The 26,175-nt window shown below is 61.3% G+C and carries 24 protein-coding genes; 13 read left to right on the top strand and 11 right to left on the bottom strand.

Features of this window, described 5'->3' with window-relative positions:
* Positions 1–269: 269 nt before the first annotated feature.
* Genes msrA through msrB form a run of 3 tightly spaced genes read right to left on the bottom strand, consistent with a single transcriptional unit; the run spans position 270 to position 3,335 of the window.
* Positions 270–977 carry a peptide-methionine (S)-S-oxide reductase MsrA gene (gene msrA / locus P0Y58_18175; protein ID WEK28833.1) on the bottom strand — a complete coding sequence of 236 codons (708 nt, stop codon included), beginning with the start codon at positions 975–977 and terminating at the stop codon, positions 270–272.
* Between the two features lie 22 nt (positions 978–999).
* Positions 1,000–2,775 carry a cytochrome c biogenesis protein CcdA gene (locus tag P0Y58_18170; protein ID WEK28832.1) on the bottom strand — a complete coding sequence of 592 codons (1,776 nt, stop codon included), beginning with the start codon at positions 2,773–2,775 and terminating at the stop codon, positions 1,000–1,002.
* 44 nt (positions 2,776–2,819) lie between these two features.
* Positions 2,820–3,335, bottom strand: coding sequence for a peptide-methionine (R)-S-oxide reductase MsrB (gene msrB, locus P0Y58_18165; GenBank protein ID WEK28831.1), 516 nt, complete (start codon positions 3,333–3,335; stop codon positions 2,820–2,822).
* Positions 3,336–3,487: 152 nt separating this feature from the next.
* Between msrB and P0Y58_18160 the strand changes: the two genes are divergently transcribed.
* The 3 genes from P0Y58_18160 to P0Y58_18150 all read left to right on the top strand — a co-directional run bounded on the left by P0Y58_18160 (position 3,488) and on the right by P0Y58_18150 (position 6,253).
* Complete coding sequence (locus P0Y58_18160) at positions 3,488–4,204, top strand: response regulator transcription factor (GenBank protein ID WEK28830.1); 717 nt, start codon at positions 3,488–3,490, stop codon at positions 4,202–4,204.
* Positions 4,201–5,718: a HAMP domain-containing sensor histidine kinase gene (locus P0Y58_18155; protein ID WEK28829.1), complete on the top strand. Its 1,518-nt coding sequence runs from the start codon at positions 4,201–4,203 to the stop codon at positions 5,716–5,718. Before P0Y58_18160 ends, P0Y58_18155 begins: the two co-directional genes overlap by 4 nt.
* A 106-nt stretch (positions 5,719–5,824) precedes the next feature.
* Positions 5,825–6,253: a TOBE domain-containing protein gene (locus tag P0Y58_18150; GenBank protein ID WEK28828.1), complete on the top strand. Its 429-nt coding sequence runs from the start codon at positions 5,825–5,827 to the stop codon at positions 6,251–6,253.
* A 107-nt stretch (positions 6,254–6,360) separates the two neighbouring features.
* Here P0Y58_18150 and P0Y58_18145 read toward each other — a convergent pair whose 3' ends face one another.
* The 3 genes from P0Y58_18145 to P0Y58_18135 all read right to left on the bottom strand — a co-directional run bounded on the left by P0Y58_18145 (position 6,361) and on the right by P0Y58_18135 (position 9,148).
* The gene (locus P0Y58_18145) at positions 6,361–6,900 is read right to left on the bottom strand and encodes an HPP family protein (GenBank protein ID WEK28827.1); all 540 of its coding nucleotides are present in this window, start codon (positions 6,898–6,900) and stop codon (positions 6,361–6,363) included.
* Positions 6,897–8,096, bottom strand: coding sequence for an NAD-dependent formate dehydrogenase (locus P0Y58_18140; GenBank protein ID WEK28826.1), 1,200 nt, complete (start codon positions 8,094–8,096; stop codon positions 6,897–6,899). Before P0Y58_18140 ends, P0Y58_18145 begins: the two co-directional genes overlap by 4 nt.
* A gap of 140 nt (positions 8,097–8,236) precedes the next feature.
* Positions 8,237–9,148 (bottom strand): LysR family transcriptional regulator, encoded by a 912-nt coding sequence (locus tag P0Y58_18135; protein WEK28825.1) that lies wholly within the window; start codon positions 9,146–9,148, stop codon positions 8,237–8,239.
* A gap of 173 nt (positions 9,149–9,321) precedes the next feature.
* On the opposite strand from P0Y58_18135, the gene P0Y58_18130 reads away from it, so the two are divergent.
* A complete protein-coding gene (locus P0Y58_18130) occupies positions 9,322–9,675 on the top strand; it encodes a gamma-glutamylcyclotransferase (protein ID WEK28824.1) in 354 nt (117 codons plus the stop codon).
* A gap of 120 nt (positions 9,676–9,795) precedes the next feature.
* Here the strand turns inward: P0Y58_18130 and P0Y58_18125 are convergent, their stop codons facing one another.
* The 3 genes from P0Y58_18125 to P0Y58_18115 all read right to left on the bottom strand — a co-directional run bounded on the left by P0Y58_18125 (position 9,796) and on the right by P0Y58_18115 (position 11,507).
* The gene (locus P0Y58_18125; protein WEK28823.1) at positions 9,796–9,960 is read right to left on the bottom strand and encodes a hypothetical protein; all 165 of its coding nucleotides are present in this window, start codon (positions 9,958–9,960) and stop codon (positions 9,796–9,798) included.
* A 109-nt stretch (positions 9,961–10,069) separates the two neighbouring features.
* Complete coding sequence (locus tag P0Y58_18120; GenBank protein WEK28822.1) at positions 10,070–10,495, bottom strand: hypothetical protein; 426 nt, start codon at positions 10,493–10,495, stop codon at positions 10,070–10,072.
* Positions 10,496–10,592: 97 nt separating this feature from the next.
* On the bottom strand, positions 10,593–11,507 hold the full coding sequence (locus P0Y58_18115; protein WEK28821.1) for a LysR family transcriptional regulator: 915 nt from the start codon (positions 11,505–11,507) through the stop codon (positions 10,593–10,595).
* Positions 11,508–11,713: 206 nt separating this feature from the next.
* On the opposite strand from P0Y58_18115, the gene P0Y58_18110 reads away from it, so the two are divergent.
* From P0Y58_18110 to P0Y58_18100, 3 genes are all read left to right on the top strand, one after another.
* Positions 11,714–12,736 (top strand): zinc-dependent alcohol dehydrogenase family protein, encoded by a 1,023-nt coding sequence (locus tag P0Y58_18110; GenBank protein WEK28820.1) that lies wholly within the window; start codon positions 11,714–11,716, stop codon positions 12,734–12,736.
* A 515-nt stretch (positions 12,737–13,251) separates the two neighbouring features.
* Positions 13,252–14,637 carry a hypothetical protein gene (locus P0Y58_18105; GenBank protein ID WEK28819.1) on the top strand — a complete coding sequence of 462 codons (1,386 nt, stop codon included), beginning with the start codon at positions 13,252–13,254 and terminating at the stop codon, positions 14,635–14,637.
* Positions 14,634–15,992 carry an aminotransferase class I/II-fold pyridoxal phosphate-dependent enzyme gene (locus tag P0Y58_18100; protein WEK28818.1) on the top strand — a complete coding sequence of 453 codons (1,359 nt, stop codon included), beginning with the start codon at positions 14,634–14,636 and terminating at the stop codon, positions 15,990–15,992. The genes P0Y58_18105 and P0Y58_18100 overlap by 4 nt, the downstream gene beginning before the upstream one ends.
* On the opposite strand, the gene P0Y58_18095 is transcribed toward P0Y58_18100, so the two are convergent.
* Both P0Y58_18095 and P0Y58_18090 read right to left on the bottom strand, forming a co-directional pair.
* Positions 15,993–17,294 carry an MFS transporter gene (locus P0Y58_18095; GenBank protein ID WEK28817.1) on the bottom strand — a complete coding sequence of 434 codons (1,302 nt, stop codon included), beginning with the start codon at positions 17,292–17,294 and terminating at the stop codon, positions 15,993–15,995. It lies immediately after the preceding gene.
* A 64-nt stretch (positions 17,295–17,358) separates the two neighbouring features.
* Positions 17,359–18,672 (bottom strand): L-fuconate dehydratase, encoded by a 1,314-nt coding sequence (locus P0Y58_18090; protein ID WEK28816.1) that lies wholly within the window; start codon positions 18,670–18,672, stop codon positions 17,359–17,361.
* A gap of 101 nt (positions 18,673–18,773) precedes the next feature.
* Here P0Y58_18090 and P0Y58_18085 point away from each other — a divergent pair, with 101 nt between their 5' ends.
* The 6 genes from P0Y58_18085 (at position 18,774) to P0Y58_18060 (ending at position 26,167) form a co-directional block, all read left to right on the top strand.
* Complete coding sequence (locus P0Y58_18085; GenBank protein WEK28815.1) at positions 18,774–19,736, top strand: LysR family transcriptional regulator; 963 nt, start codon at positions 18,774–18,776, stop codon at positions 19,734–19,736.
* A 12-nt stretch (positions 19,737–19,748) separates the two neighbouring features.
* Positions 19,749–20,702, top strand: coding sequence for a LysR family transcriptional regulator (locus P0Y58_18080; protein ID WEK28814.1), 954 nt, complete (start codon positions 19,749–19,751; stop codon positions 20,700–20,702).
* A 184-nt stretch (positions 20,703–20,886) separates the two neighbouring features.
* A complete protein-coding gene (locus tag P0Y58_18075) occupies positions 20,887–22,428 on the top strand; it encodes an altronate dehydratase family protein (GenBank protein ID WEK28813.1) in 1,542 nt (513 codons plus the stop codon).
* 35 nt (positions 22,429–22,463) lie between these two features.
* A complete protein-coding gene (locus P0Y58_18070; protein ID WEK28812.1) occupies positions 22,464–23,522 on the top strand; it encodes an Ldh family oxidoreductase in 1,059 nt (352 codons plus the stop codon).
* Between the two features lie 20 nt (positions 23,523–23,542).
* The gene (locus tag P0Y58_18065) at positions 23,543–24,760 is read left to right on the top strand and encodes a fumarylacetoacetate hydrolase family protein (protein WEK28811.1); all 1,218 of its coding nucleotides are present in this window, start codon (positions 23,543–23,545) and stop codon (positions 24,758–24,760) included.
* A gap of 99 nt (positions 24,761–24,859) precedes the next feature.
* A complete protein-coding gene (locus P0Y58_18060) occupies positions 24,860–26,167 on the top strand; it encodes an MFS transporter (protein ID WEK33351.1) in 1,308 nt (435 codons plus the stop codon).
* The last annotated feature ends 8 nt before the right edge of the window (positions 26,168–26,175 follow it).

Raw genomic sequence — 26,175 nt, 5'->3', positions numbered from 1 at the left:
TAAATACCCTCGATGCCCATCACACGGATGCGCAACTGAGAATGGCAATTTCTGAAAGATACCGATGTGGAACAGACTGGCCTTGAGTGTACACCCGCATCGTGAGCGTTGGCAGCAGGGCAGGGCGCGCCGGGTAGCCCGCGAGGTGTGAGCCTGTGTCAAATAACTTTCACCGCCCACCCAATGAACTTCACCGGCCCCGTTGGTAGCCCGGTGGACGAACCACCTACTTTCTCTATGACATGCGTGCCGCCAGACGCTGAAACCGCCTACTTTTGCCCACCGACCAACACAGCCTGTTCCTGATAGCGGTCCGGATACAGCTGCTTCAATCGCGCAACTTTTGGCAGGTCATTGATCACGATGTATGGGTGGAGCGGATACCGCGTCAGAAAGTCCTGATGTTCGTCCTCTGCCGGGTAGAAGCCGTTAAACGTTTCCACCTTCGTCACGATGGGTTTGCCGAACACATGCGTGGCGTCGAGTTGCGCGATGTAAGCCTGTGCCACCTTTTGCTGTTCGCCACTTTCAGGGAATACCGCCGACCGATACTGAGTGCCATGGTCCGGCCCCTGACGATTGAGCTCGGTCGGATTGTGAGCCACCGAGAAATAGATTTGCAGCAGGGTGCCATAACTGACCTGGGCGGGATCAAACGTGACCTCCACAGACTCTGCATGACCGGTATCACCGTCGCTGACTTGGTCGTAATGCGCAGTATTGGCCGCGCCGCTCGCGTAACCGGAGATTGCTTGCTGGACGCCTTTGACATGCTGGAACACGCCCTGAACACCCCAGAAGCATCCACCCGCAAACACTGCAGTTTCCCTTTGGGCCTGGGTGGCCTCATCGAGGGCAGGTGGCGCAATGACGACCGCGCCCTCGGCGCGGGCAAGCGTAATCATTGAACACTGACCGATCAGGCCAGCAGCCAGAAGGCTTAACGCGGTCCCGCCAAAGGTGAATGGGATTCTCATGAGACGAACTCCTGGACTGATATCAACCGAAGGTAAACGCATAGGCCGACACACCCGGATCGAGAAACTCGATGCTGAAGGTTCGGTCTTCAACATCGCCGCTCTGGCGTATCAATTGATACAAACGCTGTTCCGTCACGCTACCGCTGCCATCGGGCGCCACGTCTGCTCCGTGAGCGTCGCCGGGAACTTTTCCATTAACCGATACTTTGAAACGGACCGGCTTACCGCCTGGCCCCGGCCCCAGAACCAGGTGCAAGTCCCGAGCATGGAAACGGAAAGTAATACGACCGGCCGGTGCACTTGCAGTGGCTTGCTCAGGGCCGACATTCCAGTTGCCGTCCAGGCTCCACTGGTTGAGTGCCAATTGCGTGGGAGTGGTGTAGGCCGACACGATGTCGGGCACCAAGCGTTTCTCCGACGCGAAATGCTCCGCACGCTGGTAGCCAAGGTAGGTTTCCGGCGACTGCACGTTGTTCATGTCGGCAGCGCTTTGCACACCCTGCGCGTTGGCAGTGATCAGACCGTTTGCCACGTTCACCGCCCCTGCTTCGCGCAGGAGCTGCTGAATGACACGTTCTGATTCGGCGTAATCACCTTCACCGAACTGGTGATAACGAATGTGCCCCTGGGCATCGGCAAAATAATGGGCGGGCCAGTACTGATTTTTGAAAGCACGCCAGATCTTGAATTCGTTATCGATGGCAACCGGGTAGTTGATACCCAGATCCTTCATGGCCTTGTTTACGTTGCCGATGTCGCGTTCAAAGGCAAACTCAGGGGCGTGGACGCCAATCACTACCAGGCCCTGATCACGGTACTTATCGGCCCAGGCTTTCACGTAGGGCAAGGTCCGCAGGCAGTTGATGCACGAGTAGGTCCAGAAATCCACCAGCACTACCTTGCCTTTAAGGGTTTCAGCACTCAGCGGGGGCGAGTTCAGCCACTGTACGGCACCGGTCAGTGGCGGCAGGTCGCCCTCGACGGGCAGGGTTTGCGCGTTGCTCCCAGACGCTTTCATGGCATACCCAGCACCGGGTACTTGAGCCATCATTGCGCCGCCGACACGCTCGGATCTGGCGGTCAGGCGCCCCACCAATGCCTGTTCCAAATTCCCTGTCGATGCCGTTGACACCCTGGCCAGAACCCCGGTGTCCAGCCCCAATGCAATGGCAACCACACCGGCCAGCATCGCAACGCCCAAACCTCGACGTAGCCACTCCCCAGCTCCGAGTGAACGTTTCATCGCTGCGTAGACCTTGCCTCCTAGCAGCAATGCCACCGCCAGTGAAGTGCAAGCCCCTGCGGCATAGGCCAGCAACAGCAAGGTTGTTGTGATGCTTGCCCCTTGCAGTGCAGCGCCCGTCAACACCAACCCCAGAATCGGACCAGCGCAAGGCGCCCAGAGCAGGCCTGTCGCGACACCAATCAGAAACGAAGCGCTGGGGCGCGGCCGTGTTTCGCTGCCTGCCACTTCCGAAAGCCGACTACCGGCTGCCACCAGAGGCCGCGTCAGCCGTTCGGCGAGTCGCGGCAGCACCAGCGCCAAGCCGAACAAAGCGACGAAAATCAAGGCCAGCCAGCGCCCGTACTGGTTGACCTGCACCACCCATGCCCCGCCGACAGCGGCAAGCGAGGCAACCAGTGCGAACGTCATCGCCATACCCGCCAGCAAAGGCAGACCGCTGCGCACGAATGGCTGCCCGGTACGGGCGAAGACAAAGGGCAGGACTGGGAGAATGCACGGGCTGACGATCGTCAACACACCGCCAAGATAAGCCAGGATCACAAGCCACATAATTGTTCTACCTACACAAAACTAATGAAGAAGTTCACCCGCCATCAAGCTGATTTGGGCTTGAAGGTCAGCGCCAGTCCGTTCATGCAATAGCGCAGGCCGGTGGGTTTTGGTCCATCGTCGAAAACGTGACCCAGATGGCCGCCGCAGCGGCGACAATGGATCTCTTCACGCACGAAGCCCATCGAACGGTCCTGGCGACTGGCCACGGCTGCATCCAGTGGCGCCCAGAAACTGGGCCAACCGGTGTGGCTGTCGAACTTGGTGGTCGAAGAAAACAGTGCCAGGTCGCATCCGGCGCAGGCAAAAATCCCGTCCCGGTGTTCGTCACTCAGCGGGCTGCTGTAAGGGCGTTCCGTAGCTTCCCTGCGCAGCACCTGATACTGCTCGGCGCTGAGAATGGCCCGCCACTCCTCGTCACTGTGAGTCACCTCGAACCGTTCTGCCGCGTCAGCATCGCTGAGCAATGTGCGCTTCATGGAAATGATTGACGACACCCCTGCTGTTAGGGCGATTGCTCCCAAGCCGCTGCACGCTATAAATGTGCGTCGTGAAAACATGGTCTTCTCCGAATGAGTCCAGGCGCCTGACATGGAGCACAGCCTGGGCCAGGATTGATCGCCAAATCCTCGCGCGCAGTTAAACAATTCGTGATAACTCAATCATCGAAAAAACCGCACAATGGTTCCACGCCATTAACGGATCGAATTTGATGGAACAGCCAAAACGCATCTTGGTGGTCGAAGACGACCTGCATATCGCTGACCTTATCTGCCTGCATCTGCGTGCTGAGCAGTTTGAGGTGGTGCATTGCGCTGATGGAGATCAAGGCATACGCCTTCTGCAGCAAGGTGGTTGGGATGCATTGATCCTCGACCTGATGCTGCCCGGTGTGGACGGCCTGGAAATCTGCCGCAGGGCTCGCTCCATGGCCCGCTATACGCCCATCATCATTACCAGCGCGCGCTCCAGCGAACTGCACCGGGTTCTCGGACTCGAACTGGGCGCCGACGACTACATGGCCAAACCATTTTCCATGCTTGAGCTGGTGGCACGGGTCAAGGCCTTGCTAAGACGCGTTGATGCCATGGCTCGCAATCTGAAAATGGATGCCGGCAGCCTGACGTCGAATGGGCTGACCATCGATCCAATCACCCGCGATGTCACCCTGACCGGTCGGCGCCTTGACCTCACACCACGAGAATTCGATCTGCTGTACTTCTTTGCACGGCAGCCTGGCAAAGTGTTCTCACGCATGGACTTGCTCAATGCGGTGTGGGGATACAGCCATGAAGGTTATGAACACACGGTCAATACCCACATCAACCGCCTGCGGGCAAAGATAGAGACCGACCCTGCCCAGCCGGCACGCATCCTCACGGTCTGGGGCCGCGGCTACAAATTCGCTGCCGCGCAGGAGCCGTCATGAGGTTGACCCTTACTAAACGCCTGTCATTGGTGTTTGCCCTTCTTCTGCTGATTTGCTGTGGTACTTCGGTGTGGATGCAGGTTCGCGCGAACCGGATGCATGAACTGGAAGTGGTGCAAGGCCTGTCGCGGGATTTGGCTCACCACATCGCCCGGGATACCGTATTGATGGACTCCAAGGGACTGATGCCGAGCGCTGTGCGCGATTTGTTCAGCCAGTTGATGCTGGTCAACCCCAGCGTTGAGGTTTATCTGCTCGATACTGATGGGCGAATTGTCGGCAGCGCCTCGCCGGAAGGCCGGATCCACCGGGAGCACGTGGATCTGGCACCCGTTCAGCGCTTGCTCAAAGGCGATGCTTTGCCGATTCTCGGTGATGACCCGCGCAGCGACGACGGTCGCAAGGTGTTCAGCGCCGCCCCTCTGACGGTCAATGGCAAACCGGCAGGATATCTCTACGTGGTATTGCTCAGCGAAGAGCACGACCGTTTCGCCGAACGCGGTGCCACAAGTGCCGCGCTCAGTACGGCCCTTTGGTCTATAAGCCTTGTAGCGCTGCTGTGTCTGATTGCCGGCTTGACAGCTTTTGCCTTGATAACCCGTCCGCTACGACGTTTGACAGAAACCGTTGCCCGGTTCGACATCGACGGGATTCCGGCTGCGCCAGTGATACCAGCCACTCTGGAGAAAATCGCCAGCGAAGATGAAATTGCCTTGCTCGACGCCGCCTTCCGGCAGATGCAAGCCCGCTTGAGTACTCAGTGGAATTCATTGACCCGCCAGGATCAGGAGCGCCGTGAACTGGTGGCCAATATTTCCCACGACCTGCGCACGCCGCTGGCGTCACTGCACGGTTACCTGGAGACTCTTTCATTCAAGGATGCGACCTTATCTGAGGCGGACAGGCGTCGCTATCTGGGGATTGCACTGGATCAAAGCCGCAAAGTCGGCGGACTGGCGCAATCTTTACTGGAACTGGTGCGACTGGAGCATGGGTTTGTGCAACCTGTGCTGGAGCGCTTTTCTCTGACCGATCTGGTGCAAGACATCTTCCAGAAGTTCGAGCTGACAGCCGAGGCCCGCCGGGTCAAACTCAACGCCAGCTTCGCCCCCAACGTTTCAACGGCCTGCGCCGACCTGGGGTTGATCGAGCGGGTGCTGACCAACCTTTTTGACAACGCCCTGCGCCATACACCTGAATGTGGAGAAATCGAACTAAGCTTGCAGCTTCAAGGCGCGCTCATCGAAGTCACCGTCAGCGATACCGGGCCAGGTATCGCCGAAGAACTGCGCGACGGTCTGTTCTTGCGCCCCTTCAACATCGGTGGCTCACGTCGCGATGGTGGCTTGGGGTTACGTATTGTGCATCGGATTTTGCAACTGCATGGCTGCGACATCCAACTGATCGATGTGCCGGCACGTGGTGCGACCTTTCGCTTCTCGCTACCTGTAGATTTAAAGACAGCAGAGCAATGGGCGGCCCGCTCGATGAACTTGGACGCCCGGGACAAATAGGCTTATGGGTCACCCAAACGTACCCAAACGTTATGGTTGCTAATACACAACGCTAATTTGCATCATGCGTCTAAAACCTAACCACAAAGTCAGGAAGTGAGGGTCCATGAAAGTCAGTGCGCGCAATGTATTCAAGGGTCAAGTCAGTCAGGTTCAGGAAGGCGCGGTGAATGCGGAAGTGGTGTTGGCCCTGCCGGGCGGTGAGCAACTGGTTGCGGTGGTGACGAGGGAAAGTATCCATAACCTGGGGATTGCTGTCGGCAAAGAGGCGATTGCCCTCATCAAAGCCCCTTGGGTGGTGCTGATGACCGAATCCAGTGACATTCGTCTCTCCGCCCGCAACTGCCTCGAAGGCAAGGTGCTCAGTGTCACCGACGGCGCCGTCAACGCCGAAGTGGTGATCGCGCTGGCTGGCGGTACCGAGGTTTACTCGATCGTTACCCGCGAGGCGGTCGCCGAACTGGGTCTGGCGCCAGGTGTCAGCGCCACGGCGGTCATCAAGGCGTCCCACATCATCCTTGGCGTACCCGCCTGAGTATCAGCGGTGATCACGTTGCCGGCCACTGCGCACTTTTGAGGCAGTCGCTGTGCAGGTGCCCCCCCGGAGGGCGCGAATCAGCTTCGCGCCCTCCGGCAGGAGCGTCAGGCCAGCGGTTCCGGGGGTTTAGCGAGCGATGCGCCCTCAGACCGCAGGGTCAGCCATCGAACAATTTTCCAGTAGATCCAGGCTGTCAGCATCAGCAGACAGGCCCCACCCAACGTTGGCACCAGCAAGAACGACCAACCAGGCTGCGTCATGAACACGATCACCGGATTGCCTCCTGCCGGCGGGTGAACAGTGCGCGTCAGCACCATCAACACTGTCGCTAGTGCGCCTGCGAATGCCATGGCCAAAAGGCCTGGCCCGAACACCTGCAAGCAGACCAGTGCGACCAAAGACGTCAAACAGTGCCCCCCAATCACGTTGCGTACTTGGGAAAACGGCCCTTCCGGGTATGCGAACAGCAGCACGCCGCTCGCCCCGAAAGAACCGATTAGCCACGGCTGTCCGGTACTTGTGGTAATAGCGCCCAACGCCGCAAGACCGATGAATGCACCGAGCCCGATCCATAGCATGGGCAAGGCCCGGATGCGCCGAATGGGGCCAGGTGCCTGACCCGCTTTCGTCGTGGAGGAGGTCATTTCTTGAAGCGTTCAGCTTCTTCCGAGCCCTTGGTGGCGTTGCCCGCGCTATAAGAGTGCGCGCCTACACCCGCCAGCTCTCCACCCTGGACGATCAGGTACTCATTGCGGATTGGTCGGTTCTCGAAATAGCACTCGAGAATCTCGCGGGTGCCGGCGGCGTAGCGCGCCTGGGCCGAAAGGCTGGTCCCGGAAATGTGCGGGGTCATGCCGTGGTGGGGCATGCCGCGCCATGGATGATCGGCCGGTGCCGGTTGCGGGAACCAGACGTCGCCGCCGTAACCCGCCAGTTGTCCACTTTCCAGCGCGGCAGCGATGGCATCGCGGTCGCACAACTTACCCCGCGCAGTGTTGATCAGATAGGCGCCGCGCTTGAAGTGCTTGAGCGAGTCCTGGTTGATCATGTGCTCGGTTTCGGGGTGCAGCGGGCAGTTCAGGGTGACCACATCGCAGACCTTGGCAAGGCTTTCCAGGCTGCTGTGGTAAGTCAGGTTCAACTCTTTCTCTACAGCTTCGGGCAGGCGATGGCGGTCCATGTAGTGCAGGTGCATGTCGAAAGGTTTGAGCAGGCGCAGCACGCGCAGACCGATACGGCCGGCGGCGACGGTACCGACGTGCATCCCTTCGACATCGTAGGAGCGGGACACGCAGTCGGCGATGTTCCAGCCGCCCTTGAGCACCCACTGGTGCGACGGCAGGTAATTGCGTACCAACGCCAGGGTGGTCATCACTACGTGCTCGGCCACGCTGTTGCTGTTGCAGTAAGTGACCTCGGCGACGGTGATATTGCGCTCCATGGCCGCCTGCAAGTCGGTGTGGTCCGAACCGATGCCGGCGGTGACAATCATCTTCAGCTTCGGTGCTTTGTCCATGCGCTCAGCGGTCATGTACGCCGGCCAAAACGGCTGCGAGATGACGATCTCGGCGTCATGCAGTTCGCGCTCAAGGACACTGTCGGCACCGTCCTTGCTGGACGTCACCACTAATTCGTGGCCGTTGGCTTCGAGGTATTTGCGTAAGCCAAGCTCGCCGGAGACGCTGCCCAGCAAGGTGCCCGGCTGGAAGTCTATGGCTTTCGGGGTGGGCAAGGTCTGGCCGTCGGGATAACGGTCCAGGTGGGGCAGATCATCGCGGGCGTAAGTGTGAGGTTGGCCGGTGACAGGGTCGTCGTAAAGTACGCAAACAATCTTCGCCATTGGAGCCTCCTGATTATTGGAATGGGCCGCGCGGTAAGGCTGGCGCGGTCCCGGGCAGATCGTGCTGCCGGGGGCATATTCGAGGAGGATGGCGTGCGGCGACCAATCGCTTGTTCCGATCAGTAGATCGGGCAAACCGATCAGCAGTGCAGAAAGCCGTCCACACGGCGTTGCAGATCCAGCGACGTAAACAACTTCAGCGCGGCCTCCAGCAACAGTGGCTGCGGATCGCGGCGCAATAGCACCAAACCGATTTCCCGCTGCAACTCGGGAATAATCGGAATCGCGACGATTTCCCCGCGCATCTCCGCCAGGGCCAGCGCACTGTGGGGCACCACGCTGTACAAGCCGGAGCACCGCACATGCCCGTAGAGCACCATCATCGAGTCGGTTTCCACCCGTGGCGTGACGTGCACGCCTGCCTTGGCGAAGGCTTCGTCCACGCCCTGGCGGCATTGCATGTTTCGGGTCAGCAAGCACAGTGGCAGTCGCGCGACCGCCGACCAATCCAACTCTGACTTACCTTGCAGGCATGAATCGTCACGGGCGATCAGCACGTAGCGTTCAGTGAATAGCGGATAGGTGTCGAAGGACCTGAGGCGGCTATCAGACAGGTAGGTCATGCCGATATCCAGCTCGAAATTGCTGATGCCCTGGAGGATCTGCGACGTGGCGAGCGTATAGACCTCAAGGTTCATCAGCGCATAGCTGGACAGGCAGGCATCGGTCATCAGCGGCACCATTGACAGCACTGTGGGAATCGCCCCAAAGCGCAGTGTTCCGGCCGGTCCCAACTCGCAATTGCTCGCCTCCTGACGCATGGCGCCGCAGTCAGCGAGTATGCGGCGTGCCCACACCAGTATCTTCTGTCCGTCTGCTGTAAAACCTTCGAAACGCCTGCTGCGCTGCACCACAACCACGCCGAGGTCTTGCTCTAGCGAGCGAATCGCTTCGGACAGGGCGGGCTGCGACACGTTGCATTTTTCCGCAGCTCGGCCGAAATGTTGCTCTTGCGAGAGCGTTACCAGGTAGGTCAGTTGGCGTAAAAGCATGGCTGGGCATTCCTGTTTTTGTTTGGGTTCGACCGATGGCCGCGTGGTCGCGCCTTAGGTGCTGAAATCAGGGCAATTTACCTGGGCCACACTGATCGTTATATAGTTGACGATACAGCGGTTGACACATAAAGACCTTTCCGCTGGGTCACACTTCACGTCGAGGACAATTCATGACGCAACCTCAGGAAACCCCAGCGCTGCTCTTCTCGTACGGCACCTTGCAGGACAAAGCCGTTCAGCTGAGCCAATTTGGTCGGGAGTTGGTAGGGTGTGCTGACAGGATGACGGGTTACAAACAGTCCTGGGTTGAAATAACCGACCCTGAAGTACTCGCCGTCAGCGGCAAGGCACACCACCCTATAGTCAGCCCCAGTAGCGACCCGGCGGACAGTGTGTCAGGAACGGTTTTCCAGATTACCGATCAAGAACTGCGTGCTGCGGATGCCTACGAGGTGTCGGACTACAAGCGGGTTTGCGTGACGCTTGCCTCTGGATTGACTGCATGGGTTTACGTAAAGGTTTGAGCCTGAACTCCACCTATCAGGATGACTTGAATGGAATTCTCTATTTCGCTTGACCGTCATTGACTCGAATAGCCGGGCGATTGCCTTCTGTGTGGACATGACTTCGTCGCCATACCCACCTCAACTCAGGAAAAAGCTGCTGATGCCGAGCGAACGCAGCCCTCGGCGGTAGGCGATGGAACTCATCTCGGCGGGAATGTGCGCCTCCAGCGCCGGGTCCAGCGGCAGGTTCTCGGGTTTTTGAGCTTCGACCAGCGCCCGGTCTTCTGTGGTAGTTCGCTTCAAAACCCTTGTCGATCGGCCGGGTGCTATGACCCATGCATAGACGATGACCTTGGACCTTGAGTCGTAACGCCGCCAATGCTCTGGTTCCAATCGATCTTCCTGCACCACCCTACGGATTGCTTCGTGGGCAGGGTTCGAATTCTCGGTCTAACCAACACTCGAATTCATCAGTTTCCGCACCACCGGCCCAATATGTGTAGAGGTGCTTTTGGTAGCCGATACCCTTCAAGGAATGCTTTTTCCAGGCTCCAACATTTTCGTTGGGCACCAGCAATCGGTACGTAAGGACACCAACCTTATCTGCCCATTGCTTGAGGTAGAGTTCGGGTACGTAGTGATTATCCTTGCGTAACTGCATCAGAGATTCCTTCTGACGTTTGGATACAGGTCGTCCTGCAGTTTCCCCGCTAATCCCCACCCAGTTCACGGAAAACATGCGTGGACGATTGGAGGAGAGCGTGTCCTGGGTCACTCGATACGCCACCCACTTGGCAAAATTTATCTTGGCATCGTTGTGCGGTGTGACGGCGGCCATGACCAGCGTGATGTTGCTACCGGCGATCCAGTAGTCGTGACGAGTACTGGCATTTTTACAGAGCAGAGTCAGAGAGGACCAGCTTGGCCTACGAAGTCTAAAGGCTGTCCGGATCCCCAAAAAACATCTGAATCCTCGACCGCAACCACCTCTCCGCCGGGTCGTTGTCCTGCGCCCCACGCCAGGCCATGTGCAGTTCAAAACTGCGCACAGGTATCGGCAGGTCTTCGGCCCGCAACCCACCGGCGGCGGTCAGCACAGCTGCGGTGTAATCCGGCACCGTCGCCACGATATCCGTCCCCGCCAGCAGGCTCCCCAGCCCGTTGAACTGCGGCACCGCCAGCACAACATGGCGTTTGCGGCCGAGCTCTTCCAGCGCCTCATCGATAAAACCCGACAAGTCACCGGCAAATGACACCAGCGCATGCGGCCGCGCGCAGAAGTCGTCCAGGGTAATACTGCCGGGCACGCTGTCGGCGCGCAGCAGTTTCGGCATGCTGCGGCGCAGTATCTTGCGTTTGGCGTTGGCCGGCAGGTCACTGGTATAGCTGACGCCCACCGAGATCTCACCCGAAGCCAGCAGCGTCGGCATCAGCAGGTAATTGACCCGCCGCACTACCAGCACGATACCGGGTGCCTCGGCACGGATGCGCTTGAGCAACTGTGGCAGCAGGGCGAACTCGGCGTCATCCGACAGGCCGATACGGAAGACGGCGTTACTGGTAGCGGGGTCGAATTCAGAGGCGCGGCTGACCGCAGTGGAAATCGAGTCCAGCGCTGGCGACAGCAGGGCGAAGATCTCGTGGGCCCGCGCGGAGGGCTCCATGCTGCGGCCGGTGCGCACGAACAGCGGGTCGTCGAACAGGTTGCGCAGGCGCGACAGAGCCGCGCTGATGGCCGGCTGGCCGAGGAACAATTTTTCCGCGGCACGGGTCACACTGCGTTCGTGCATCAGCGTTTCGAACACGATCAGCAGGTTGAGGTCTACGCGACGCAGGTCGTTTCGATTCATCGGTGCGCTTCGCCTAAAGTGGGGCAGGGGTGAATCTTAAGGCCAAAGGCTGCTACCCTGCACGGGTTTAGGGGGACCAATTGCAGGGAATGTCAGGTGCCCAATCGATGACAAGCATGTCGACTATTAATGACCACTGATGGTCTAACCGCCAAAGCCCGGATAAAGTCAGTGGTAATTAGAGGTTCACAAAGGCGAGGTATGCGATGTCCCGCATGATCCGTTTCCACAAGTTCGGCGCTGCCGATGTGCTCCGTTGCGAGGAGCAGGCCGAACCGTCACCCGCTGCCGACGAGGTTCAGATCCGCGTCCAGGCGGTTGGCGTCAGCTGGTATGACGTGCTTTGGCGCCAGAACCTGGCGCCGTCCCAGGCACGCCTTCCGGCGGGCATCGGCCACGAAATGGCCGGGGTGGTGACTGCGGTCGGTGAAGGGGTCGAGGACATTGCGGTGGGCGACCGGGTCGCCAGCTTCCCGGCCACCAGTGCCAACGACCATCCGGTGTATGGCGATGTCATCGTGCTGCCGCGCACGGCCATTACCCGCTATCCGGATGTGCTTACCCCGATCGAGGCCAGCGTGCACTACACACCGCTGTTGATCGCCTATTTTGCCTACGTTGACCTGGCGCGGGCCAAGGCGGGGCAAACCGCGCTGGTGACCGATGCCAGCCATTGTGCCGGCCCTGCCTTCGTGCAGTTGGGCAAGGCCCTGGGGCTGAAGGTGTTTGCTGCTACCAAAGAAGCTGAGCAGCGTGAGTACCTGCTGGGCCTGGGTGCCGACAAGGTGATTGTCACCGAAGAGCAGGACCTGCTGCTGCAAGTTGGCAAATACACCGATGGCCGTGGCGTGGACATGGTCCTCGATGGCATGGGCGGGCCGCAGATGTCGTTGCTGGGCGATGTGCTGGCGCCGCGTGGCAGCCTGGTGCTATATGGCCTGCAAGGGGGTAACCAGACCCCGTTCCCGGCCTGTGCAGCCTTCCAGAAGAACATTCAATTCTATGTGCACTGCATCGGTAACTTCACCGGCAAGCCGGAGCTTGGCATCAGCCAGGACCAGGTGGCGCTGCAGCGTGCCTTGCGTGATATCAACCAGTTCACCGCTGACCAGCTACTGACACCGCAGATCATCAAGGTGTACCCGTTCGAGCAGGTGGTGGAGGCACATCGTTACATGGACCAATGCCCTTGCGGCGGGCGAGTGGTGCTGGATATGGCGCAACACTGACAGCAGTTTGCAATGCCGATGAACCCGGGCAGAGTCCCGGGTTTTTTGCATCTGGAGTTAAGTGATCTGGATGCTTAATATAAGAATATTCCCACAGTAAATTCGGAAACGGACTACATATAAGCCAATGGCCTGTCGTTGTGTGGAAATATCCCGCCAACTATTCAGCCTTGAACGATTTTGTCCAGGCGTTCAGTGTGTATCTGCAATCTTGCTGAATGGTTTTTTTACCGCGATCTGTATCTTCTATTAGCGCTGCATCCCCCGATAATGGCCCCATGATAGTTTGCGCAAGGAGCGTGGAATGAGCATGGCGATGCCTGAGGATGAGCTGTGTGTGGTCGCGATGGGCCGTTGCAGTGGTGGTTTTTTCTCGATGGTCTGGCGACAGTGATGCGTTACGTCATTACTTCAATTTGATTGTAGGAAATTTCTTCCGGGTGAGCACAGGGTGTATTGAATCTTGAATACAGGTTTCAGCACACGCTGGCTGCATGAAGTTGATGAGGTGATTCGTGACGGCTATTCACGATCAGGCAATGCACTATATCTACCAGCAAGTGCTCGAGCGCTTGCTGAGCCAAATGTCACAGGCGCAGCGAGCATCCTTGCAGTTGCTGATACAACGGTTGCTGGTCGCTGCAGGTGGGCCCGAGTACATCGGTACGTTCCGCGTGCTGGTACTGCATGGCGGCGATTGCCGCAGTGCCCGGCTGCTGGCCATGCTGCGTGCGGCGCAGTTGAGCATCGCTTTACGCGCGCCGGTTACCTTTCAGTTGCGGGTGCTGGTGGTCAGCGTGCCGGTGGCCGCCAGCGGCACCCTTGAGGGCCACGAGCGCAGCTTCAGTGCCCTGTTCATGCAGGATGACCCTCGGGTTGAATTGCAGATGATTGAAGGCCGGGAAGTGGTGCCCTTCAGCCGTCGGCCTTCGGCACTGCCCGAACGCTGGCTGCTGGCGAGGAACACCCTGCTGATGTTCGGTCACATGATCGATGCCCGGCCTGAAGCCCTGCTGGGTAGCCGCCTGCACCTGGAGCTGGCGGATGCCGTGGGTTTTGCACTGCTGGCACCGACCCCGGCCGACGTGCTGATCACTGCCATTCCTGTTCGCCAGCGGCGCCGGTACCTGGCCTGGGCCCGGCGTAGCCTGCGGCTGGCGGGTGAGCGCGGCCCGCATGTGTTGCATCAATGCCTGGCGGCTCTGGCCCAAGGGCTCAGCCGCTTGCACGGCGCTGTCGAAGCCACCCCGGGCCGCAAGGCGGGGCCAATTCCGGGCGCCGTCATGGAGGATGCGCCGTTGCGGGTGATTGCCATAGATGACCTGCTGCCGCATTTGCTTGAGGGGCAGCAACTCGACGGCATGTTGGGTGGTGGATTCGAAAATGCCGAAGATGCCTGGCCATTGGCTGCGTTCGTCGACCGGCAGGCACCGGCACAGTTGCACGAACTGCGTGCACGCAGCCTTGAGCGGCAGGCCGCGCGCCCGGCGCTGCGGCTGGCCGACCCGTTGGACGACAGCAAACGTCACGATGTTCACGCGCTGCCGCTGGGTAAAGCCTACGGTATCAACCAGACGCAACTGGTGTGCCTGCTGTTCAGCCCGTTCGCCAGGCAGGGGAAGCGACTCGAGCGGTTCTTGCAGTGCCGGCATGCAGACATGCTGGTAGCGCTGCCGTACCTGCACCGGGCCTTGCAAGGCAAACCCTGCCCCGATGCAGTCAGCGACTGGCTGGTGAATACCAGTGGCCTGCCGCTGGTGCAGTTGCGGGCGGTCTATGAGGGGCGCATGCCGCTGGCTGCCTGGCGCTTGCAAAGCAACCTGGCCCGCCGCGACGTGCACCTCAGGTTGCTGCCACGGCCTTCGTCGGGGCGCCTGCGTGGCCCAGCGGCGTTGCCTTGACGGGGCAAGCGGTTCCCGGCGAGTTCGCCTATCGCAAGGTGTATCGCTACCTCGAAGCGTTGATCGAGCAGGCCTCAGGCGGTGACCCGTGCAAGCTGCCGTCATTGCGTGCGCTGTCCCGACGGCTGCGGGTGTCGTTGGCGACGGTGCAGAGTGCCTACAACCTGCTGGAGGAAGAAGGCCGCGTACATTGCTTGCCAAGGTCCGGCTACTACGCTCGGTTCGTTGCCAAGGCAGAGGTAGCGCCCATGCACCCGCAGGCACCCTTGCCGGCGCAGCCATTGCTGGAGCGTGCGCTGCTTGGCCACGAGCGCCGCTTGGCCCGTCAGCGCGCCGGCGGTGTTGCGCCTTGGGACACACTCGGCGACACCCGTCTGCGCATTGCCGTGGCTGAGTGTTATACCCGTTCCTCCAGCCAGTACTGGTGTGCGGAGGATGTTCAACTGGCGCCTGATGTGCAGGCGGTGCTGGAGACAGTGCTCGCGGGGCTTGCCTTGCAGGGTGGGACGGTGCTGGTGCAGTCGCCCTGTTGCTGGCAGGTGTTGCGCGCTTTGGCACGTGCTGGCATGCGAGTGCTGGAAGTGCCTGCGGATAGCCGCGGCAACCCGGACCTGCGCGCCTTGGCCCGGTTGCTGGGGGGCGAACCGGTGTGCATGGTGGTGATGCCATCTTGCCTTGGTATGCCACACGGGCGCCTGGTATCCCCGCACTACCAGCAGCAGCTTGGCCATTTACTTGGCCAGCACCCTCTGTGGTTGCTGGAAAACGACCTGGACAGTGAGCACTGTTACAGCGGGCCACCACGCACGCGCCTGCGCGACTGGATCGACCCTCGCTGGCTGTTGGTGCTGGGGGCATTCGAGGCCGCAGTGGGGGGCGAGGCACCTTACGCCTATGTGCTGAGCCATGACGCCGCATTGGCCCAGGCATTTGCCGAACGGGCATTTCGGCTTGCGCCGCTGCGCCTGCAAGCGCTTGCCCTGATGCTGGGCAACAGGCAGATCGAGATGCAGCTTGTGCAGTTGCGTGCCGACCTGCAAAGGCGCACCCAATACCTGGTGCGCACGCTGGAGTTGCAGTTCGGTCAGCGGGTGGTTTTGCAGATGCCCCAGGGCGGGCGAATGCTGTGGGTGCGTTTTCGCCAACCGCTGGAGTGGGATTGCATCGTCGCGGCCCTGGCAGGTTCCGCCTTGCATGCATTGCCGGGCGGGCGGTTCAGCCTGCAGGGGCGTTACCGGCAGTACCTGGCGCTGGTGTGGCTGGGTGACCAGCCGGGTGACCTGCAACAGGCGGTGGAGCGCCTGGCGCAGGCGCTGGAGCCGCGATGCGGGCGACCTGCCGGCGTTTCACGCTGACTACGGCTGTTCTTGCCCCTGGCGCAAGCGGGTGCTGAGCACCGCTGCCAGCACCAGCAATGCGGCAATGATCCACAAACCGTTACGGGTGCTGCCGGTGGTCTGCTCGATCAGGCCCATCACCGAAGGCCCGACGAAGCCACCCAGCAGACCGCAGGTGGTGACGAACGCCAGGCCCGCTGCCAAGGCGCTGCCACTCAGTCGGCTGGACGGGAAGACAAACAGGATCGACTGCACCACGAACAGCATCAGCGCGGTCAGTGAAAACCCGATCAGACCGATGAACGTGTTGGCCAGCGACGCCAGCAGCAACCCCGTCGCCATGGTCAGCAGGCCGCAGAACAGCAACGTGCGGCAACGGCGCGGCGAGGTGGCCAGGCGTGGGAAGGTGGCAGCACCAATGGCAGCAGCAATCCACGGCACGGCAGTCAGCAGGCCAATCTGGAAGGGTGATAGCGCCGCGTAAGTGCCGATGATGCCCGGCAGGAAGAAGATCACCGTGTAGATGGTGATCTGGTGCACGAAGTACACCGCGATCGCCAGCCAGATTTGCCGGTCGCGGAACATCTGCCCCAGCTTGCTCTGCTGTGGCGCGGCAGCCCGTTCGGCAGCCAGGCGGCGTTCGATGTCCTGGGCGTCGGCGGCTGACAGCCAGGGCGCCGAGGCCGGGCCATCGGGCAGCTTCTTCCACACCACAAAGGCCAGGGCCACGGCAGGCAGGCCTTCTAGCACGAACAGCCATTGCCAGCCATGCCAGCCCAATACGCCGTCCATTTCCAGCAGGGCACCGCCCAGCGGGCCGCTGAGGATGTTGGCCAGGCACACGCCCAGCAAGAAATAGCCCGTGGCGCGGGCACGCTGTTCGCGGTCGAACCAGTAGGTGAGGTACAGCATCACCCCGGGGAACAGGCCGGCTTCGGCCACCCCCAGCAGCAGGCGCATGATGTAGAACGACGTTTCGCCCTGGACGAAGGCCATGCCCGCCGAAAGCAGGCCCCAGGTAATCATGATGCGGGTAATCCAGAAGCGCGCGCCCACCCGGTGCATGATCAGGTTGCTGGGCACTTCGGCCAGCGCATAGGTAAGGAAGAACAGGCCGGCACCCAAGCCATAGGCCGCTGCCGACAGGCCCAGGTCGATGCCCATGCTGGCTTTCGCCAGGGCGATGTTGGTGCGGTCAAGAAAGCTCATCACGTAGACGACGATGAGCAGTGGCATCAGTTTGCGCAGCAGCAGGCCGTTCAGGCGCTGCTCAGTGGTGGCGGCAGGGGCCGAAGCCGCTGCACGGGTGAGGGTTGTCATTGTTTTTTTCCCCATGAAAAGTGCTGGCGGTGTGCCGCTGGAGGGGCACACCCAGGCCTGTTGGTCAGGAACGGTTGATATCGAGCCACACTGCGCCGTTGGGGTACTGATAGCGCTCCAGGGTCTCGGCATGCATTTCGATGCTGTAGCCTGGGCGTTGCGGTGGCATGTAGCGCCCACGGCGGATCACCACCGGGTCGATGAAGTGCTCATGCAGGTGGTCGACGTACTCCAGTACCCGGTTGTGCAGCGAGGCAGACACTGCGATGTAGTCGAACAGGGCGATGTTCTGCACATATTCGCACAGCCCGACGCCGCCGCCGTGCGGGCACACCGGCACGTCATATTTGGCCGCCATCAGCAGCACGATCAGCACCTCGTTCAGGCCACCCAGGCGCGCGGCGTCCAGCTGGCAGAAATCCAGCGCACCGGCCTGGAACATCTGCTTGAACATGACCCGGTTGTGGCAATGTTCACCGGTGGCAACACCGATCGGCGCGATGCGCTGGCGAATGGTGGCGTGGCCGAGGATGTCGTCCGGGCTGGTCGGTTCTTCGATCCACAGCGGTTCGAAGGCGGCCAGGCGGCGCATGTTGGCGACCGACTCCTCCACGCCCCATACCTGATTGGCATCCATCATCAGGGTGCGCTCCCAGCCGATTTCGTCGCGCAGGATGCTGGCGCGGCGGATGTCTTCTTCCAGGTCGGCACCGATCTTCTGCTTGATGTGGGTCCAGCCATCTTCCACGGCCTCGCGGGCCAGTTTGCGCATTTTCTCTTCGCTGTAACCCAACCAGCCTGGCGCGGTGGTATAGCCGGGGTAACCTTCACGCAGCATCTGCGCCTCACGCTTGGCCTTGCCCGGGGCCTGGCGGCGCAGCAGGGCGATGGCTTCCTCGGGGGTAAGCACGTCGGTCACGTAGCTGAAGTCCAGGCAGCCTACCAACTGTTCAGGCGTCATGTCGGCCAGCAGTTTCCACACCGGTTTGCCTTCGTGCTTGGCCCAAAGGTCCCACACTGCGTTGATGATGGCCGCCGTGGCCAGGTGGATCACGCCTTTCTCCGGGCCCAGCCAGCGCAGTTGGCTGTCGCTGACGGTAAAACGGTGCCAGAAACCGCCCATGTCGGCGGTGATCTCTTCAAGGCTAAGGCCGACGATCAAGGGTGCCAGCGACTGCACCGCTGCTGCGCAGATCTCGTTGCCGCGGCCAATGGTGAACGTCAGGCCGTGGCCCTCGAGGGCCCCAGCGTCGGTGTGCAGCACCACGTAGGCTGCCGAATAGTCAGGTGCGCTGTTCATGGCGTCGGAGCCATCCAGCGACAGCGAGGTAGGAAAACGAATGTCGCGAACGCTCAGGTGGGTAATACGTATGCTCATGGTCGACTCTTGTTCTGCTCAAGCGCTGGGAGACCTGACTGTAGGTTGTCGAGCGATACAGGCATAATCGCCAATTCTTAATCAGCGATACCGGATTCGATATGTCTCGCTTGCCACTCGACACTACCCAGGCGCCTGCCAGCCTTGGCGCATTGAAGATCTCCAGCCGCCAGATCACGCTGCTCAATGCCCTGGGCGAGTTCGGCAACCTGCGCCGCGCTGCTGCGGCGATGCACACCACGCAACCGGCAGCCAGCCTGTTGCTGCAGCAGCTTGAGGAACGCCTGGGCGTGCGATTGTTCGAGCGCTTGCCGCGGGGGATGCAAGCAACGCTGTACGGCGAGGTGATGATCCGCTATGCGCAGAACGCGCTGCATGAGTTCGAGCATGCCCAGGCACAAATCGCCGAACTGGCGCGCGGAGCGTTGGGCCTGGTGCGGGTGGGCAGTGTCATGGGCCCGGTACCGGGGGTGCTGACCAAGGCGGTACTGGCTTACAAGCGTGACCACCCCAAGGTCCGTATCTCGCTGGAAGTGGGTACCAGCGATACCTTGCTGCCCGCACTGCTGCGCGGCGACTTCGACATGGTCGTAGGCCGCCTGCCAGACCAGAGCGACAGCCAGGACCTGAACATCGAACTGTTTGAAGGCGGTGAGCAGATGCGCGTGATCGCCCGCGCGGGGCACCCTTTGGCAGCGGCGACCGGGTTGCAGTTGGCCGACCTGGTGGCCCTGACCTGGATCTTGCACCCCATCGGTAGCCCGATGCGCCGCCGGGTTGAAAGTGCGCTGCAGGCCGGGGGCATGGTGCAGTCACTGGACATCGTTGAAACCGCGTCGATCCTGGCCACCACGGCCATGCTCGAAGCTTCCGAAATGATAGCGGTGGTACCCAATGACGTGGCCGAGCATTATGCCCGCTATGGCATGGTTGCCGTGCTGCCGGTAGAGCTGCCGCTTACCATGGCCAACCTGGGCGTGCTGACCTTGCGTTCGCGGCCCAACTCGGTTGCCCTCGATACCTTGCTGCGCTACCTGCGGGCACAACAACTTTCTCCTGTTTGAGGCCCTGCGTTGATGCCGCCGGACATGACACATTCCAGCTTTTGCAACTGGATCCGCTACAAGCACCTGGTGCTGATCGATACGTTGGCACGCACGCGTAACATGCATGCCACTGCCACGCGCATGAACCTCAGCCAGCCGGCCCTGAGCAAGATGCTGCGTGACCTTGAGGAGCAGTTCGGCTTCGCACTGTTCGAGCGCCTGCCACGCAGCATGCCGCCGACTGAACTGGGTGAGTACGTAGTGCGTTACGCCCAGAATGCGTTGGCCGAGTCGCAGCAGTTCGTCGATCAGGTCAACCGCCTGCGCAACGGCGGGCACGGCTTTATCCGCGTTGGCGGGATCTTTGCCGCTACGGCACTGGTACTGCCGCAGGCCATCGCTGCGATCAAGGCGCGCAGCCCGCTGCTGTCGATCGAAGTGGTGGAGCACTCCAGTGACCACCTGCTGACCATGCTTGAGCAGAACAAGCTGGACATCATGATTGGCCGCTTCACCGAAGAGCGCTTCAGCCAGCTGTTCGACTTCCAGCCTCTGGAGCCCGAACCGTTCAGCCTGGTGGTCAACAGCGAACACCCGCTCAACCAGCTGGACAGCACGCCGCTTGAAGCGTTGGGCGATTGGCCATGGGTGCTGTACCCGGTGGGCACGCCGATCCGCAATCGCCTGGAGCAGGCGTTTCGGGTAGCCGGTATTGCCACGCCTGTGGACAGCGTGGAAACCATCTCCATGCCGATGTTCCTGCAACTGCTGCAATCGGCGCCGATGATTGCCATGTTGCCGCGCTCGATGGTTGCCGCGCAGTTGGCCAGCGGGCAGTTCAAGGAGCTGCGCAGCTCGTTGCATGTACCGGCGCTGGAGTATGGCGTGGTCACCCGCAAGGATGAACCGCTGAGCGCTTCGGCCCGGGCGTTTGTCGAGATCCTGCTGGAGGGTGCGCAGACTCGCAGGACAGTGCAGGGTTAGAAAACGCGGGCCGCTTCGCAGCCCTGTCGGTCTTACAGGCAATTGAAAATCGCACATCGAAACCAGGTTGCGATAACGCCAGGTTATCGCTTGATCGGATCATCTCATTGGGAATGCAGCGCAAGGCTTCTTACAGTGGCAACAGCCATAACAAGAAGCCAGCCGCACCGCCCTGAGAGGTCCCATGCAACTGATTGCCAAGTCCGGTGACCTTGCCGTCATCCGCCTCAACCCGCTGGACAACGTGCTTATCGCCCGCCAGGCCTTGCCGCAAGGCCTGCATCTGGATGCCCAGGCGATTACCGTGCGCCAGCCGATTCCCTCGGGCCACAAGCTCGCAACCGAACGTGTGGAACCGGGCCAGCCGTTGCGCCGTTATGGGCAAATTATCGGTTTCGCGTCGCAGGCCATTGATGCCGGTGATCACGTGCATGTGCACAACGTACAGATGGGTGATTTTGCCCGTGACTATGCCTTTGGTGTCGACACGCGCAGCCAGCCTGGCAGCGAAGCGCAGTTCCAGGGCATCGTGCGCGCCGATGGGCGGGTTGCCACCCGAAACTACATTGGCATTCTCACCTCGGTGAACTGCTCGGCGACCGTGGCCCGGGCGGTGGCGGACCATTTTCGCCGTGATATACACCCTGAGGTGCTTGCCGACTACCCGAATATCGACGGCGTGGTGGCCTTGACCCACGGTGCTGGCTGCGCTGTGGACCCCAGCGGCGAAGCTCTTGGCCTGCTGCGCCGCACCCTGGCCGGGTACGCCGTGCACCCCAACTTTGCTGCTGTACTGATCATTGGGCTGGGCTGCGAAACCAACCAGATCGAGAGCCTGCTGGAAACCCAGGGCCTGCAAGCCAGTGCGCAGCTACGCGCCTTCACCATACAGGGCATCGGCGGCACCTCGAAAACCATCGCTGCCGGCATCGAGCAGGTCAAGAGCCTGCTGGCCGAGGCCAACCATGTGCAGCGCCAACCGGTCAGCGCACGGCATCTGGTAGTCGGCCTGCAATGCGGCGGCTCCGATGGCTACTCCGGCATTACCGCCAACCCGGCACTGGGCAACGCCGTAGATCGCCTGGTGGCGGCCGGTGGTACCGCGATTCTGTCCGAGACCCCGGAAATCTATGGTGCCGAGCATTTGCTGACCCGTCGCGCGGTCAGCCGAGAGGTCGGCGAAAAACTGGTGGCGCGCATCCGCTGGTGGGAAGACTACTGCCAGCGCATGAACGCTGAACTGAATAACAACCCTTCGGCCGGCAACAAGGCCGGGGGCCTGACCACCATCCTTGAAAAGTCTCTGGGTGCCGTGGCCAAGGCGGGCTCCAGCAACCTGGTCGATGTGTACCAGTACGCCGAAGCCGTGCGTGCCCAGGGCCTGGTGTTCATGGACACCCCCGGCTACGACCCGGTCTCGGCCACTGGCCAGGTGGCCGGCGGGGCAACCCTGATCGCCTTCACCACCGGGCGCGGCTCGGCTTACGGCTGTGCCCCGGCACCGTCGATCAAGCTGGCCACCAACAACCGTGTGTTCGAACACCAGCAAGAGGACATGGACGTCAATTGCGGCGGCATTGCCGACGGTTCCACCAGTATCGAGGAGCGTGGCGCGTACATCTTCGAACAGATGCTGTGTATTGCTTCAGGAGAACGCAGCAAGAGCGAACAGCACGGGTATGGCCAGAACGAGTTTGTGCCCTGGCAGATCGGCGCAGTGACCTGATTGACCGCTCCCGTACCGCTTACGAGAAAACAACAATGACCCAAACCACACATTACACCGTGCAAGCGCTCACCACCTTTGTCGAGCAGCTGTTCGAAAAAGCCGGTGCCGACGCCGAGGTCGCCCAGGTGGTGACCCGAGTACTGCTCGAAGGTGAACTGCTCGGGCACCGCACCCACGGCCTGAACCTGGTCAGCCGCTACATCGGCGGCATGCTGGAAGGAAAGGTCAAGGCCCGTGCACGGGCGCTGGAGCAGGTGTCGGACAGTGGCATCTCCAGCCTGTTCGATGGCCATTACCTGTTGGGGCCTTATTGCGTCAGCCGTGCCCTGGACTGTGCGGCAAAAGGTGCGACTGCGCAGGGCATCGGCATTGCGGTGGTGCGCCGTGCTTCACACATTGGCTGCCTGGCAGCCTATCTCAAACCCTATACCGACCAGGGCCTGGTGGCCATGGTCTACTCGTCGGACCCCTCGGTAGGGCTGGTCTGTGCCCATGGCGGCATCGACCCGATCTACACACCGAACCCGATTGCGGCTGGCATCCCGACCCAAGGCGAGCCGATCTTGCTGGACGTGAGCATGTCCACCGTTACCCTCGGGCTGGTTGGCCAATGCCGCGATGCCGGCAGCCGTTTGGCGCATCCGGTACTGGTGAGCAATGACGGGCAACTGAGCGACGACCCTGGCGATTTCTTTACCCGCCCGCAAGGCAGCATCCTGCCGCTCGGTGGCCAGGGCTTTGGCCACAAAGGCTTCGCCCTGGCGCTGCTGGTGGAGGCCCTGACTTCGGGCCTGGCCGGTCATGGGCGCAAGGATGCACCTGAGCAGTGGGGTGCCTCGGCCACTGCCATGGTCATCGACCCGCGCTTCTTCGGCGGCCTGCAAGCGCTCACCGACGAAACCAGCTTCCTGGGCCGAATGGTACTCGCCAGCCGCCCGCTCGACCCCGAGCGCCCGGTGCGCTTGCCTGGGCAGGCTGGCCTTGCCCTGCGCCGCCAGGCCCTGGAGCAGGGCGTGAGCCTCTCGCCACCGCTGGTGGCCGAGCTTGATCGCCTGGCCGACCAACTACAACTGCCGGCACTTTCCCAATGATGCACAGTAAGGGTATTCAGATGACTGATCGATCAAACGCCAATCAACCGCTGCCGCTGAGCCAGGATGCCAGTGTGTTCGAAAGCGGCAGCTGGGTAGGGCGGGTCTGGCTGGCAGACCAGGGGCCGGCGGTGGTGCTGGTGAAGGCAGGCGCCGTGTACGATATCAGCACCCACGTGGCGACTGTTTCGGCTCTGCTGGAAGTGACCGACCCGGTGGCCTATCTGCGCGCCCTGCCGCTGGCCGAACCGCTGGTTGCGTTATCGGTATTGCTGGAGAACAGCGACCCCGCCCAGCGCGACCCGCGTCAGCCATGGCTGCTGGCGCCCATCGACCTGCAGGCGGTGAAGGCCGCTGGTGTGACCTTTGCCACCAGTTTGCTCGAACGTGTAGTGGAAGAGCAGGCCAAGGGTGACCCGGCCAAGGCCGACGCCATCCGTGACACCCTGGCCAGCCGAATTGGCGCTGACCTGTCGCAGATTGTGCCCGGCTCGGCCCAGGCCGAAGCGCTGCGCAAGGTGCTGGTAGAGCAGGGGCTGTGGTCGCAATACCTGGAGGTGGGCATTGGCCCGGATGCCGAAGTGTTCACCAAGGCCCAGCCGCTGTCCGCGGTTGGCCACGGTGCCGATATCGGTATCCACCCCAAGTCCAGCTGGAACAACCCGGAGCCGGAAGTGGTGCTGGCGGTGTCGAGCGATGGCAGCATCAAGGGCGCCATGCTCGGCAACGACGTGAACTTGCGCGACTTCGAAGGGCGCAGCGCCTTGCTGCTGTCCAAGGCCAAGGACAACAATGCCTCCACCGCACTGGGCCCGCTGCTGCGGCTGTTTGACGAAAGCTTCGGCCTCGACGATGTGCGCAACGCCGAAGTGGACCTGCGCGTTGAAGGCGAGGACGGTTTCGTCCTGTCTGGCCGCAGTTCCATGCGCCAGATCAGCCGCGACCCGCAAGACCTTGTGCAGCAAACCCTCAACGAAAACCATCAGTACCCGGACGGCATGGTGCTGTTCCTCGGCACCCTGTTTGCCCCCAAGCAGGACCGGGACCAGCCAGGCAATGGCTTTACGCACAAGCCGGGCGACGTGGTAACCATAAGCAACCCGCTACTGGGTACCCTGTGCAACCGCGTGACCACCAGCGACCAGGCGCCGCAATGGGCGTTTGGGCTGCGGGCGCTGATCGACAACCTTGGCCGGCGTGGTCTGCTGGAGGTCGCAGCCACCGCACGCCAGCCCTGAGCAAAACGCTGCGCAAGGGAGGGGCGCAGCATCATCGATGGATCGCCAGAGCGCTGACAGCGCGGCAACAATAATAATAAAGGTCGACACATGAACCCTATGAAGAAGTACCAGCGCATCACCGTTGTGTTCCTGCTGCTGATCGGCATCGTCAACTACCTGGACCGTAGTGCGCTGTCGATCGCCAACACCTCCATCCAGAAAGACATGATGATCAGCCCGTCGCAGATGGGCATTCTGTTGTCGGCCTTTTCCATTGCCTATGCCTTTGCCCAGTTGCCAATGGGCATGATAATCGACCGCCTGGGCAGCAAGGTCGCCCTCGGCGCCTCGCTGCTGGGTTGGTCGGTGGCCCAGGCGGCGTTCGGCATGGTCAACAGTTTTGCCGGTTTCATGGGCCTGCGGGTGCTGCTGGGGATTGGCGAGGCGCCTATGTTCCCGTCGGCGGCCAAAGCCCTGTCGGAGTGGGTCGATGCCAACGAACGCGGCACGCCGACCGGTGTGGTGTGGTCATCGACCTGCCTTGGCCCGTGCCTGGCGCCGCCGTTGCTGACGCTGTTCATGGTCAACTTCGGCTGGCGCGGCATGTTCATCATTACCGGCGTGATCGGTGTGGTGCTGGCGGTGTGCTGGCTGACGTTCTACAAGAGCAAGGCGCGGTACCTGGCGGAACTGGCAGCCGAAGGCAAGCCGCTGCCAAGTGAACACAAGGTACCGGCGGCCCCTGCGCACGCGCCGAAGGCCTCGTACTTCGCCGGCTGGCTCGACCTGTTCAAGCACCGCAGCACCTGGGGTGCGGTGCTGGGCTTCATGGGTGTGATCTACATGCTGTGGCTGCACCTGACCTGGTTGCCGGGTTACTTCGAGCGTGAACACGGCCTGGACCTGTACAAGACCGCCTGGGTAGTGTCGCTGGCCTATGGTTTTGGTGCAGCGGGTACCATCGTTGCCGGGCGCTTCTGCGACAGGCTGGTGAAGGGCGGCATGACCGTGCTCGGCAGCCGCAAGTTCAGCGTGATCACCGGGCTGGTGCTGGCGGCGCTGTTCACCTTGCCGCTGTCATTCGTCACCGGCTTGACCGGCTGCGTCATCCTGCTGTGCCTGGCACTGTTCAGCATCAATATGGCCAGCGCCACTGCCTGGATGATCGTCAACACCATCGTAGACAGCCCGCGCGTGGCCTCGTTTGGCTCGATCCAGAACTTCGGCGGCTACATTGCCGGCTCCGTGGCGCCGATCGCGACCGGCTTCAGCATCCAGTACTCGGGCTCGTTCACCACGGCGTTCATGATCAGTGCGGGGGTGGCGTTATGCTCGGCGGTGGCGTACTTCCTGCTGCTGCAGGCGCCGATCGGCAGCGCCAAGGTCGAGGCGGGTGAGATGACTGCAGCTACTGAGCAGGCATGAATCCTGGG

This window comes from Candidatus Pseudomonas phytovorans, assembly GCA_029202525.1.
In the GTDB taxonomy this organism is placed as follows: domain Bacteria; phylum Pseudomonadota; class Gammaproteobacteria; order Pseudomonadales; family Pseudomonadaceae; genus Aquipseudomonas; species Aquipseudomonas phytovorans.
The sequence above is the reverse complement of the archived record's forward strand: the minus strand, read 5'-3'. Positions and strand labels throughout refer to the sequence as shown.